Source organism: Methanococcoides burtonii DSM 6242, from assembly GCF_000013725.1.
Lineage (GTDB): Archaea > Halobacteriota > Methanosarcinia > Methanosarcinales > Methanosarcinaceae > Methanococcoides > Methanococcoides burtonii.
In genome coordinates this window covers 361815-375021 of record NC_007955.1, presented here as the reverse complement: position 1 = coordinate 375021, position 13207 = coordinate 361815, and the positions used below count along the sequence as shown (strand labels likewise).

12 protein-coding genes and 3 pseudogenes are annotated in these 13207 nt (G+C 40.2%); 7 read left to right on the top strand and 8 right to left on the bottom strand.

The annotated features are described in order from the left end of the window. Positions 1-5 precede the first annotated feature (5 nt). Both MBUR_RS02000 and MBUR_RS01995 read right to left on the bottom strand, forming a co-directional pair. On the bottom strand, positions 6-203 hold the full coding sequence (locus tag MBUR_RS02000) for a YwbE family protein (RefSeq protein ID WP_011498549.1): 198 nt from the start codon (positions 201-203) through the stop codon (positions 6-8). A gap of 223 nt (positions 204-426) precedes the next feature. Next, entirely contained in the window at positions 427-1965 is a 1539-nt protein-coding gene (locus MBUR_RS01995; protein WP_011498548.1) for a SulP family inorganic anion transporter, read from the bottom strand. A 457-nt stretch (positions 1966-2422) separates the two neighbouring features. Here MBUR_RS01995 and MBUR_RS14700 point away from each other — a divergent pair. Continuing rightward, positions 2423-2641, top strand: a pseudogene (locus MBUR_RS14700) (hypothetical protein); the annotation flags it as partial. Positions 2642-2692: 51 nt separating this feature from the next. On the opposite strand, the gene MBUR_RS01990 reads toward MBUR_RS14700, so the two are convergent. After that, complete coding sequence (locus MBUR_RS01990) at positions 2693-3757, bottom strand: TolB family protein (protein WP_011498547.1); 1065 nt, start codon at positions 3755-3757, stop codon at positions 2693-2695. An 8-nt stretch (positions 3758-3765) separates the two neighbouring features. Beyond that, a complete protein-coding gene (gatE, locus tag MBUR_RS01985; RefSeq protein ID WP_011498546.1) occupies positions 3766-5667 on the bottom strand; it encodes a Glu-tRNA(Gln) amidotransferase subunit GatE in 1902 nt (633 codons plus the stop codon). A 1059-nt stretch (positions 5668-6726) separates the two neighbouring features. Between gatE and MBUR_RS01975 the strand changes: the two genes are divergently transcribed. From MBUR_RS01975 to MBUR_RS01955, 5 genes and pseudogenes are all read left to right on the top strand, one after another. Further along, positions 6727-7710: an ATP-binding cassette domain-containing protein gene (locus MBUR_RS01975; protein WP_011498545.1), complete on the top strand. Its 984-nt coding sequence runs from the start codon at positions 6727-6729 to the stop codon at positions 7708-7710. Positions 7711-7714: 4 nt separating this feature from the next. Then, the gene (locus tag MBUR_RS01970) at positions 7715-8464 is read left to right on the top strand and encodes an ABC transporter permease (RefSeq protein ID WP_011498544.1); all 750 of its coding nucleotides are present in this window, start codon (positions 7715-7717) and stop codon (positions 8462-8464) included. 168 nt (positions 8465-8632) lie between these two features. Further along, positions 8633-8971 carry a winged helix-turn-helix domain-containing protein gene (locus MBUR_RS01965; RefSeq protein WP_048063153.1) on the top strand — a complete coding sequence of 113 codons (339 nt, stop codon included), beginning with the start codon at positions 8633-8635 and terminating at the stop codon, positions 8969-8971. A 240-nt stretch (positions 8972-9211) separates the two neighbouring features. Next, positions 9212-9981, top strand: a pseudogene (locus MBUR_RS13265) (hypothetical protein). Positions 9982-10279: 298 nt separating this feature from the next. Next, positions 10280-10687 (top strand): hypothetical protein, encoded by a 408-nt coding sequence (locus tag MBUR_RS01955; RefSeq protein WP_048063151.1) that lies wholly within the window; start codon positions 10280-10282, stop codon positions 10685-10687. Positions 10688-10754: 67 nt separating this feature from the next. On the opposite strand, the gene MBUR_RS14695 is transcribed toward MBUR_RS01955, so the two are convergent. From MBUR_RS14695 to MBUR_RS14685, 3 genes and pseudogenes are all read right to left on the bottom strand, one after another. After that, positions 10755-11042: a hypothetical protein gene (locus tag MBUR_RS14695; RefSeq protein ID WP_394295783.1), complete on the bottom strand. Its 288-nt coding sequence runs from the start codon at positions 11040-11042 to the stop codon at positions 10755-10757. Positions 11043-11343: 301 nt separating this feature from the next. After that, positions 11344-11559 carry an HNH endonuclease signature motif containing protein gene (locus tag MBUR_RS14690; RefSeq protein WP_157196619.1) on the bottom strand — a complete coding sequence of 72 codons (216 nt, stop codon included), beginning with the start codon at positions 11557-11559 and terminating at the stop codon, positions 11344-11346. 353 nt (positions 11560-11912) lie between these two features. Beyond that, positions 11913-12131 (bottom strand): annotated as a pseudogene (locus MBUR_RS14685) (ATP-binding protein); the annotation flags it as partial. Here MBUR_RS14685 and MBUR_RS12800 point away from each other — a divergent pair. Continuing rightward, complete coding sequence (locus MBUR_RS12800) at positions 12111-12449, top strand: hypothetical protein (protein ID WP_157196618.1); 339 nt, start codon at positions 12111-12113, stop codon at positions 12447-12449. The pseudogene MBUR_RS14685 and the gene MBUR_RS12800 overlap by 21 nt on opposite strands. A gap of 32 nt (positions 12450-12481) precedes the next feature. Here the strand turns inward: MBUR_RS12800 and radC are convergent, their stop codons facing one another. Further along, the gene (radC, locus tag MBUR_RS01945; protein ID WP_011498539.1) at positions 12482-13171 is read right to left on the bottom strand and encodes a RadC family protein; all 690 of its coding nucleotides are present in this window, start codon (positions 13169-13171) and stop codon (positions 12482-12484) included. Positions 13172-13207 lie beyond the last annotated feature (36 nt).

Genomic DNA, 13207 nt, shown 5'->3' with positions numbered 1-13207 from the left:
GCTTTTTAGTTATTGATCTCTTTTACTCTTCCAACCTGACCATCTTCCAGTTGAACCTTTATTCCGTGAGGGTGAGTGGAAGACTTGGTTAGAATTCTCTTTACAACGCCTTGAGTTATTTTACCGGATCGTTGATCGTTCTTTAAGACGATGCCTACATTTGCTCCAACTTTGATATTTGCTCTGGTATTACCTGCACTCATGGTGGAATGAAAGTTCCTAAAGCTATAAACATATACCTTTCTTAAAAGTTCGAACTGCTTGAAATGACTTTGCTGAATAATAATAGCGATAAAATAAGAAAAGAGGTATTCCGATTAGCAGTGTAATAATTGAGCTGATATAATTTTGATCGGAAGGCCGAAATTGAGCCTTTATCTATTTTTTTTAGTATAGTGTGGGTAAACTCAGTCTACCCACCACGTCTTATCCCAGTATATCGGAAGGCACTTTATAATGTGGATCTTCCCAGTGATTGACGTCAATTATGGCAGATGCATTGTCCAACAATACTCTGCAATCTTCGCTTAAATGTCGCAGATGTACCGTTTTACCAACCTTAGCGTAGCGTTCAGTGATCTTGTTCAATGCTTCGATAGCAGAGTGGTCAGCAACCCTTGATTCCTTAAGGTCGATAATTATCTCGTCAGGATCGTTCAGCACATCGAACTTGCTTTGGAATTCTGTAACTGAGCCAAAGAACAACGGGCCAAAGAATTCGTAGTGTTTGATCCCATTGTCATCTACTATTTCTCTTGAACGCACGAGTTTAGCATGTTCCCATGCAAACGCCAATGCAGAAATGATGACACCCGCGATCACTGCTGCTGCAAGATTGTGATAGATAACGGTTATGCTTGCAACGACTACCATCACAAGGACATCTGTGATTGGTACTTTTCTGAATATCTTTAATGATGCCCATTCAAATGTTCCTATGGCAACCACGAACATCACACCGACCAATGCTGCCATTGGTATCTTTTCGATAAGAGATGAACCTACTAACACGAAAAATAACAGACCAAGAGCTGCAACGATACCTGATATCCTGTTCCTCGCGCCTGAATTTATGTTGATGAGGCTCTGTCCGATCATTGCACAGCCGCCCATGCCTCCAAAGAACCCACAAACCAGATTTGCAACACCTTGTGCAACACTTTCTTTATTTCCCCGGCTTCTGGTCTCGGTCATTTCATCGATAACAGTAAGTGTCAATAGACTTTCGATCAATCCCACCAGTGCCATTATGAGCGAATATGGGAAAATTATCTTTATTGTCTCTAAATTCAGTGGTACCTTTGGCAAATGGAACTTCGGAAAACCGCCTGCAATAGATGCAATATCTCCAACAGTTCTTGTCTGTATCTGGAAATAGATTACGATGGTTGAGACAACTATTATTGCAGCCAGTGAAGCGGGAACTGCCTTTGTGAACCGTGGCAACAAATAGATGATGGCCATGGTCAATCCTACAAAACCTAACATGACCAGAAGTGCCTGTCCACCTAACCAGTGCTCGATACCATTAATGTCAGTGACCTTGAACTGGGCAAGTTGTGCCATGAAGATCACTATAGCCAGTCCATTTACAAATCCAAACATCACAGCATGTGGAACGAGCCTAATGAATTTACCCAATTTCAAAGCTCCAATGATCATTTGGATAATTCCCATTAGAACTACGGCAGCAAAAAGATACTCTACTCCATGTTGGATTACCAGAGCCACAACCACAACTGCGATTGCACCTGTAGCACCTGAGATCATTCCCGGTCTGCCGCCTAATATCGCAGTTATTAGTCCAATGATGAATGCAGAGTATAGTCCGACCAATGGACTGACATTCGCTATAATTGAAAAAGCTACAGCTTCAGGCACGAGAGCCAATGAAACTGTCAGTCCGGATAGGACCTCGTTTTTGAAGTTTATTTCGTCACTATTTAGTTTTTCTATAAATGCCATAATTATCCCATTTTAAAAATTACTATCTACTTGTAATTTTCACAAATTCTCGAAAGAAGTCCCAATAACATAAATAGGGTGGAGTTTTACGAAAAACGTAAATCCAGATGATGAAAACTTGTGAATATTCATGTGGAAATGAAATGCTTTGAATTATCAATGGAAAAACAAGCATACATCCAATTATGGCCTTATAATGGCCTATCAACACTTTCAAGACCGAAGCCATTACAAAGACAATTGGAAATATCACAATTATTACAAACCCTGCTCAAAACACTTGATAACTTTCCTTAAAGTGCTCTATAGTATTGTTCTTTAATTCCATTCGATACATTCTTGTGACATATCTTGTTAATGTTAGCTGAGCTTCGTAAAGAAACTGTCAGTATATAAATGTACTTGTATTCTGTAGATTGGTGGGTTTTATCTCATCTGGTTATGAGTACGTGAGAATAAAGAGATAACTTTCGCATTTCTTGGGGCTATCACTCTGTTCCTATATCGAATAGTACCAACCTTTCAGCCATCTCATTTCTATAGGATATATGCAAAATATGGTAGGGTCTTTGTAGCGATGTCTCTATTATGTGGTTGGATATTTGATAGCACTATTCCTGATAAAGCTATAATAAATATCGATTTGATCAAAAAAGTATTGAAAAGAATAATATGAAACACTAGTAAGCAGCAATAAGGTCATAAAAAAGAATGAGGCGAGTTGTCCTTACAACCCTTTCATGAAACTCTTAGTGATCATAATTACTAGCGCAGAACCCAGAATAAAAGCTCCTATAAATACTCCTAATGGTGATGATCTTGCAAGATCCTCCAGTTTTTCAATGATGAAATTATTTTCTACCAGATCGTCCTCATCTTTATATTCAGGATCATGAGGAATGGTTGCTTCGGTCATTGAAAGTTCCATTTTCCATATGTTGAACTCACCAGCTTTATTTGAGGAATATGCTATACTTTTCCCATCAGGACTCCATGCAGGGTCTATCTCATCTTGATCTGAAAAAGTAAGCTGCTTCGTTCCCTTCCCATCAGCATTCATTATCCAGATGTCCTTTACCCCATTTGTTTCTAAAACATAAGCTACCTTCGTTCCTTCTGGATTGAATACGGGGTTGTAGCTAGTATAGTAATTCTCTTTCAGGATGCTCGGGACCTTCGGTCCTATGTTGACCTTCCAGATATTTCCCTCTAGTGAATATATGATATGTTTTCCATCAGGACTCCATGCAGGTACACCTTCATCGATATCAGAGTCTGTTATCTGTGTTTGATTGCTTCCATCGATATCCATTACCCATATTTCATAGTTTCCAGAAAGTTTTGAAAGGTATGCTAGTTGTGTACCGTCAGGACTTACAGCGGGTGCTCTCATATCAGCATTTTTAGTGATCTGTGTGCGATTCAGTCCATCAATGTCCACAACATGGATACTTATAAATTTAGCAGAGTATGGATTGACATGTTCCGATGCAAAATAAAGTCTATCACCATCGGTATTGAATACAGGTTCTCCATCCCATACTATACTATCATATATCTCATTTTTATTTGTTCCATCGGAATTCATTGTCCAGATGGTCTGCTCAGAAGAATATACTATCCTATCGCTATCAGGACTCCATGCAGGAGCTACCTGATTGATACCTTCGGTAAGCTGGTAATGATCAGTTACTGTGACTGCTCCTGCAAGAGGAAGTGACACTAATGTTACAAGAAGTATCACTGCTGATCTGATTATTAAATTCCTCTTAATATATGTGGAATTTATCATAATTAGTATTATGTGTTAAGGAATTCATTAATCTTTTGTTTCAAAAGTTCGCTGAGAACTTTACCATCCACTTTACCGCGGAATTCTCCCATGACTAATCCCATGAGAGGTCCGACAGCTCCAGGTCCCTTTTCTGTAATGAAATCCTGTCTTTCTTCCACAAGCTTTTCAATGAAAGCTTCAATTTTTGTGGTATCAGTGCCTGTAAGCCCAAGCTCTTCCAGTAAATCCCTCACAAAGGTATCCGGCCGTTGAGCAACATGGCGTAGGATCTTCTCAATTGCCTCTTTAGCAACCTCTCCTGAAGATATGACTTCGAACATCTGCTTAAAGTGTTCATCAGTGATCTTTTCGACATCAACACCATCACGTTTAAGTTCGGAAACTGTGCCTGTGATAGTTCGAACGATCAGAGTGGCTGTAATGATCTTGTCAGCACTGAATCGGGAGATGAGCTCTTCGAACAGCGTCAGGTCTTGTGAATATACGATCTTTTGCGCTAGTTCTTCGTTAAGCCCATATTCCTTGCTGAAACGCTTTGCTCTTTCAGTAAGCAATTCCGGTACAGGGATCGACTCGAAATATTCGCGGCTTATCTCCACTTGTGGTACATCGGTTTCAGGATACATCCTTGAAGCACCTGGAAGTGGTCTCATATAAGCGCTGTTCCCGTCAGGCAATCCCTTCCGGGTCTCTTCAGGAATGAATTCAAGTGCTTCAGCGGCACGGATCAGTACACTTTCCATTGCACCCCTTGCGCGCTTTTCCTTATCTGCTACCATTATAACAGCATCATTTTTACCGGCACCAACGAATTCACGCAGTGTTGTGACCTCGTCCTCAGTAATGCCATAGTTGGGCAGCTCATCGGTATGGAATATACCTCCGACACCGGATGTCTTTGCACGGTCGGAGAATTCAGTGCCAAGACGTCTTCCTGGCTGTACTTCCATTCCGACATGTCCGGCAAAACCAGGTAATAGAACAGCAAATACCTTCCCTTTCTTGTTGCTTCTCTTGATGACCTTCGACTCTGTGCCTTTGAAGAGCTCGGTCACATCGAATATCTCGTCATGAACACTGGCATTCCTTTCATTGAGGGACCTGCGTATCTCAAGGAGATTGACCTGCCTTTCCACTTCCCTTTCCACAATGGTTTCGATGAGGTCGAGTGCCTGGACACCTTTTATCTCAACCCTTGCTCCTTTTGCAATGGAGATATTAACATCCTGCCTGATGGTTCCTATTCCTCTCTTGACCTTTCCTGTGGAACGAAGTAGCATGCCAATCTTAGCTGCGGTTTCTCTGGCATGGGAAGGGGAGATTATGTCTGGATTAGTAGCTATCTCTACAAGAGGGATACCAAGTCTGTCGAGTGAATAAATTATGGAATCGCCAGCATCTTCTATCTTCTGTGCAGCTTCTTCTTCTACACAGATCACATCGATGCCCACCGTACCTTCGGAAGTATCCAGATTCCCGCCATTTGCCAGGAATGCTGTCCTCTGGAATCCGGAGGTGTTCGAGCCATCCACAACGATCTTCCTCATCATGTGAAGTTGTTCCACTGGAACCATGTGCAGGAGTTTTGAGATGGACAGGGCGATGTCAAGCACTTCCCTGTTCAGTTTCCTTGGTGGTTCCTCATCATTTTCAATAAGGCATGTGGTATCGTAGGCCTTGTAAATGTACTTCCTGTTGACCTTTGTCTGCTCAAGTGCTGCTTTGTCTGTCTCACCCATCTCGCTTGCAGTCGGTCTCAAATAACGGAAGAACTCAAAGTTCGACTCATCCGTGTTGCGGATCGTAGTGGGGCATTTACAGAACATTTTTTCCTTAGAGTCAAGTTGCTGATGAATTTCAAGTCCGCATTTTAAGCCAAGTTCACGGTAGTCGATCTTTCTGCTCATAAAAATATCACCAATGATCATGTAATAACAATGTAATAATGATGTAATAATCTAGACAACAAAACGTGTAAGGCGTTATAAAAGTAACGGCAATCTACAAATAGAGTATATTCCAGTTTTATTATTTTAAAACATATATAAATGTGAATTAAGAGTTAATTCATAATTCTTAATCTTTTATTTCATTTTCATTAATAATAAAGGATTTGTATCCATTTCTCTTTCTGCCCATGTTACAAGTTCTGTCGTCATTGTGATTTCCATTTTAATGGTGTAGAGGTCTTTCTTCTCCACCATTATCGATGTCAATCAGTAGATTACAAAACGGACATTTGCCTTTTTGATTTTCCCATACTGTCTTAAACATTCCTGATAGCTTTTTAGAGCCTTGTTTGTACTTGCGTTTAGCAAAGTATTCGGTGTCAGTGTAAGGGTTTTCGTTTAAGGTTAGTTTTATATGTCTAACTATCTTTTCATCTGACAAACATTTCAGTTGGTTTTTCTTTGTTGAAAATACCCATTTCCTCTTTCCTTTGGTATGCCAATATTTATTGACTATCCAAGATTCTTTCCTTGAAAGATGGTATCAATTCAGGCACCGTGAAGCTGATATCCTCTGGGGATAACTTGCAGTTAATGTAAGTCTTGGGGGTTTAAACCCTTCGGCATCTACTGAGTTTCTAAATACATTCTGTTTATATAACAAAATTAAAGTTATATCGAATGTTGAAGGAATAGGTTCTTATGGATGCTACTATTGCTCATACGTTGAAGTCTGCAAGGTAGGGGGAAACTATACTAAAAATGAACCTAACTGTCCAATAAATGAGGATACAATTCCTGATGTTACAGAGGATAAAAAAGTGATGTTTGCAGCTGAACAGGTGGGTAAAAAGCTTGGTAGGTAACTGCGCTCTGCTAATTACAACCGTGAGAAAACAGCACAGGAAGTTATGGAAGCTCGTCAGAAAATGCAACTATAGGGATGAATTGGTACTTACCAATCATGTCCCTGCGGAAAAAAGAAACATGATGCTGGAAGGCACTGGTGCAGGAAAAATGTTTGCAATTAAAGTTGAAGGTCTTACTAAGAAATTTGGTGGTTTTACCGCTGTAAACAACCTTTCCTTTAGCATAAAGCAAGGAGAGGTATTTGGTCTGCTTGGTCCCAACGGGGCCGGGAAGACTACTACTATGTCTATGCTTTCGACCATGCTCAAACCAAGCTCTGGAAAAGCATCTGTCAACGGATTTGACATCCAGACAAATGAAGATGATGTTCGCAAGTCCATTGGGATAGTATTCCAGGACCAGAGTCTGGACGAAGAACTTACAGCCTATGAAAATATGGATTTTCATGGAAGACTTTATCGTATTCCTAAGAACATCAGGCAAGAGAAGATAATGGAACTCCTTGAACTGGTGGAATTGGATGGTAAAAAGGACAATATTGTGAAAACATATTCGGGTGGCATGAGAAGACGCCTGGAAATCGCAAGGGGACTATTGCATGAACCAAAGGTCCTGTTCCTGGACGAACCAACCCTCGGACTTGATCCGCAGACAAGGAATCACCTCTGGAAGTACATAGAGAAATTGAACAAAGAAAAAGGTATTACCATAATTCTCACCACGCATTATATGGAAGAAGCTGACAAGCTATGCCATCGGATTGCCATCATGGACAAAGGTGGAATAGTAGCCCTGGATACTTCTGATAAATTGAAAAATGATGTAGGTGGGGATATAATCACTATAGTTTCTTCTGAAAATAATAAACTCTATTCAGTTATTAGGTCCTTACCAGAAATCAAAAACATTGAGCTTCATGATTCATCTCTCACCATTGACTTACAAAATGCGGAAAAGCATGTTGCACAGATCGTTACTATGGCTTCTGATAATAGTATTCCTATTGATTCTATCTCCATTCATAAACCAACTCTTGAAGATGTGTTCCTGTATTTTACAGGCAGGACCATCAGAGAAGAGGGAGCTAATGGGAAGGAACGGATGCGTATGGCTCAAAGGGTAAGGAAGTGACGGAATGGACATAATTTATACTATCTGGTTAAGGAACGTGAAGCGATATCTTCGTTCAAAAAGCAGACTTTTAGGTAGCCTGGGTATGCCAGTGTTTTTTCTGTTAGTCCTTGGATTTGGTCTTAATTCCGTAGTTGTTCTTCCTGGTATGGAGCAGGGATACATAGGCTTCATAATCCCGGGGATCATTTCCATGAGCGTTCTTTTCACTTCGGTATTCTCAGGTATGGAAATAATATGGGACAAGCAGTTTGGTTTTTTGAAAGAAACATTGGTTGCACCAGTCTCAAGAACTGAGATCATGCTTGGTCAGACTTTTGGAGGGGCTACCACAGCCGTCATACAGGGACTTATAATCTTTATTCTGTCAGTGTTCATGGGGCTTAAGATAAGCAGTATTCCTGGATTTGTTATAGCCATTGTTTTTATGGTGCTCATCGGGCTTTCGTTCGCAGCTTTTGGAATTGCCATAGCTTCAAGGATGGAGGATATGCATGGCTTCCAGCTTATAATGAACTTTGTCATATTCCCTATATTTGGATTATCTGGCGCTCTATTCCCGATTGACAGCTTGCCGGCAAATATGAGGTTCCTTACACTGCTGGACCCTCTTACGTATGGGGTTGAAGGTATCAGGTATGGTCTTCTTGAAAGTTCCCAGATAGACCCTGTCATAAGTTTTGTAGTTCTTTCAGGATTTACGATATTGATGGTAGTAATAGGTTCCTATCTGTTCAGGAAGATAAATATTTGAACAGAGAAACAAGAATGAACAATTTCAGACAAGTTTTGTAATTATTCCATTAGGTAATCTCGCTGATGAAGTGGCTTAGACATACTAAAGATGTTTAATTGTCTGTAGAAAGTAAGTGACACCAAAAAAGATATAATTAATAATGATTATTCATGATGGATGATGCGTATGGATTTAGATGAAAATAACCGAAAAAAACAGAAACTCATCGAACAGATGAAAGAAGCAGGGAAAAAACGAAACCCTTCAGAAGACCATGCCGTTGCTTTGAAAATCCTTCAAAACCCAACACGCAGGAAAATAATCGAATTTATGAAGGATGGTCCGAAAAGTCTTGACCAAATAAAAGACAAATATGATCTAAATAATATGCAAGCAAGACTTAATCTCGATATGCTGGAAGATTCATTCTATATTGCTAAGACCGATTCATCTGATAAGATCAACTATGAACTAACGATCAGAGGGGATGCATTCTTAGAGAATGTTAGAACAGGTGGGAAGTAAGTGAGCAAAATAAGTGTTGATCAAAATATTGGATCTTCGGCCAGCAAGCGATTGCAATAAATTACTGAAAATCTACTAAGGAAAAAATCATTGATATGCCTTATTCTGAATGGAAGAAGATGGGATTTTCTAAAGGTACTCTCTATTACATGCAGTAGTTCCGAATGACCATAGTTCCGATTAACTAAGCCTCTTTTATATTTTTCAGTCATAATTCTCAAGAAAAGTTATTACAAAAACATGGAATTGTTGTGTGTGCACCACAACAATAGCTCCATGAATTTTGAAAACACTGCCAGTTTACTGGCCGTATCATCAGAACTGTTTAGTAAAAATAGTATAATAACTTTGCCATTCAGTGCGAAATTTGATTATCAAGATGTTATAACAGTATTGTTGCATGCCGCAACATCCTCTGCTAATTCTCTTGAATCAGCAAGTAATGCATTAAAATCAAAGGATTCAAATTTGAAAATACTCTCCTCTGACACTATTTTCAACTACATCAACCATAATAGCTCTGAACATATTCTTCATGAATTTAGGAATATATGTTTTGAGATCTACAAAAGGGAGGGCCTACATTTAATATTGTTGCACTCTACAACAAAGATAAAGGATATTCTCTATTTGCAACGAATAAAAATACCTCCTCATGTGAAGAATTCATCAATAGCATTCCGAAGGAATATAAGAAAAGGTGGAACATAGAAACCGGATACAGAGTGAAAAACGAGTTCAAGATCAGAACATGTTCAGTATCACCTGTAGCAAGAACACTGTTTTTTGTAATTCAATGTGTATTGTACAATATTTTAAACATGTTAAAATCGGTTCTGAAAATTACAGCATGTGAGTTTAAATCAACTATCAGTGAAGATATTTCTACGATTCTTTCAGATGGATATAAATCATTATGTGTAATTCCAGTTCAAACATTTTTGAATAAGTTAAAAACATACAATTGTGAAAGAAATCGAGTGCTACGCACGCGATTAAGAAAACGATAATTTCAACTTGGTTATCAAAAAAATGTAAATCGATTAGCTTTGTCTATGTAAAATCAAATGACTTTGTGAAAAATAAAAGTAAAAGTCATGGAGTGGTTTGGAAAAATCAGGTATTTACAAGAGATTTATAATGATTTCTAAAAATGAAGGATTGTAAAATATGACAAATTGATCAAGTCATTCGGAAGTATGGATAATCGGAACTACGGTAGAAACAGCAACAGATCCAGAATTAAAAATTTCAAATGTTGGATATGAACTCGGGCATGAATCAGTTGGTAATACTGAATACTTGAATTTGCAACTAGAAATCACCGTTTATAATACTGAACGTTCTGATTTCCCGGCTACGTTATTCCCACCAACTCATCAAATTATCAATTGTGATAGTCTTGAGATTGTTTCCGATCGGAGAGGTGGCCTTGAGACAAAAACCGTTCTTTCAGGTGAAGCTGTCACACTAAACAATAAGATATCTATGAAGCTTAATCGTTCTGGGAACTATACATTGCAGACAACTGTGTGGCATCTGGATGTCAAAAATGATGAAGTAGAGACACTTGAATTCTATCGGGATTTCCATGTTAATCCAAACGATGGTGAAGATAGTACCCATTATCCTTACATTACTCGGTATCCTATATTTGATTTTGAAAATACACCTTGGACTATGGGTAACAAATATAACTTGGTGAAAGTGGAGTAGTTTGATCCTTATGTTCATTGGGAAAATATAATTTATATAGACCAAAACAAACAGGCAGCTTAACTTATCAGACTCTTAACCCACCACTCACACCAAATCCCCCACTAAACCGAGGCAAAGGTTTCCCAGGCTTCTCCGGAGGAAGTAATTCCGTCAAGGCCCACACAAGTGCATCGCAGTTGTGGACTAAGATCCCGTTCGCAAAATACTCGTTACACTCTTCAACTGTCAGATTGTACACTTTCCTTTTGCCGGCGCCGTATGACCCAAGCACACTTACGTGAGCATGTTGCCTGCTTTTTTGACTTCTTGACTTCGAACTCTGATCCACATACCGGGCAGATTCGCTTCTCATAATATTTTTTGGTCTGCTCATTGTATTGGTTAATACATTTGCGAGAACAGAATCTGATATCATCCCTAGCGCACTTTGTTTCATATTCGCGCCCACATTGCTCACATACCCTTGTCTTGATGTCACGAGTTTTCCATGTCCGCTTTCCATGCTCAACATGCCATTCATGACCCTCGCCCGAAGCATGCCACTCCTTCGTAAGTGGGCGTACTTTGTCGAGGTGTTCCCTCTGTGTGTCGCTACATCCGTCGTTGTGGCGCTCAGCGTGTTCCTTTTTCGATAGACATTCGAGGTTATCAATCTAATTGTTGGAAGGGTTGCCGTCTCTGTGGTGGATATCGTACCCATCGGGTATCTCCCCGTTCGCATCTTTCCATATCTCTTGGTGAAGAGCTTGGATTTTCGTTCCGTTCTTTTCTTTGATGAACGGATAGAAGTATCGGCTGCGGGATATGCTTTTAGACGTCGGATATCTTGCAAACGTGATTCCTTTATATTCGACAAGTTCTCTTCGCATGTTATCACCCTATCATACCATACTAATGCATCTATATTAGTAAACCCTTTCCCCTCCACATACACAGGATGGTTTCCGGTACCGTTCAACGTTACACCGTTCGAAAAATGAACAGTCATTGTATCGGATGACGAACTCGTCTGTCCAGCAGCAAGTACCCGCTTGTATCCCTCACGAGTCAAAACAAACATACCCTCTCGGATATTCTCAATTGGGATACCTCCAACATCTGTCATGACCATGGTCCCTTCTGCTAGACATCGGTCAGGAGATCTTCCTTCCCCCGGAATCCAATCACACATCTGATCCTCAAGAGCCGGGAATGTACCCACATGATGGATACGCCCCTGCTCATAGTAAGACGATATCGGTTCAGCTCTGGTCTGCTTCCCTCGGCTTGCTCTGACAGCCTTGTAGGGAATTGATGGATCTACTGATCTCAAGTTCGCTTCTACAAGATCACCACCATTGTTCACTTCGCCAATGACACGGTCACCCTGATGCTTCTCAAACGCTGCAATTGCTTCAGCTGCCCATTTGCGTGGCGTAGTGTGACAAGTGTAATCCCCCAGGACATACCCATGTTTCTTCTTGTCAATTCCAGCAACTACGATGCCAGTATCATCCGAGCCATCCTTTTAGGTCACTGCGGGATCCACACCAACAACGATGCGAACCATATCTGGAATCTTCGATACATGATGATCTTTAAAGATATATCCATTCCACAGGCACCATATATTGCAGCTATCAGTTCTACCCAGTATAACTTTGATACAGTCTTGATGGTCATCCACACTGATCCAAACGAGGTCACAGAAGAGATTAACGCACTGGATAATGTACTCACTTATCTCAGTCCATTTATACAGAAGAAAATAGCTTTGTGATAATGAGTGATTTCAATACAGAATTTCACCCATCAGCTTATGTAGCCTTCCTCTTTCAAACTGACATACCTGCCGTCCCCGATAATCACATGGTCCAACACACTGATGCCAAGGATCTTGCCGCCTTCAACGAGCTTTTCCGTTACGGCTATGTCCTCCCTGCTTGGTGCAGGGTCGCCTGAGGGGTGATTATGCGTTAGTATGACTGACGCTGATGATTCCATGAGAGCTGATTTGAACACTTCACGCGGATGCACGATGTTTGCGTTCAGGCTGCCAATGGAGATCACCTCTTCCTTGATGATATTATTCTTAGTATCAAGATAAAGGGCTGTAAGATGTTCTTTTTTCAATTCACGATGTCTGGGATAGAGCAGAGAATATACATCGTTTGCCGAGCGTATCTTCCTTTTCGGATCATCTGTGAAGATCTCCAGTTTTCTTGCAAGTTCGAAAAGAGCTGCTATCTGGGAAGCTTTAGCAGGACCGATACCACGTATCTTTGTGAGCTGGCTTATGTTCGCCTGGCTCAACTGTTTCAGATTGTATTCCGAGAGAATACGACTGGACATGCTGACCACATTCTCATCCTTTGACCCTGTTCTAAGGATCACCGAAAGCAGTTCTGCATTGGAAAGAAAACCGGGACCATGTTTCAACAAGCGTTCTCTTGGCCGATCTTCCGATGGCATGTCATGTATTCGTACCTGATAACCGCACATAGAACACAATAATATTCTTTATAAATATAAAGTAAT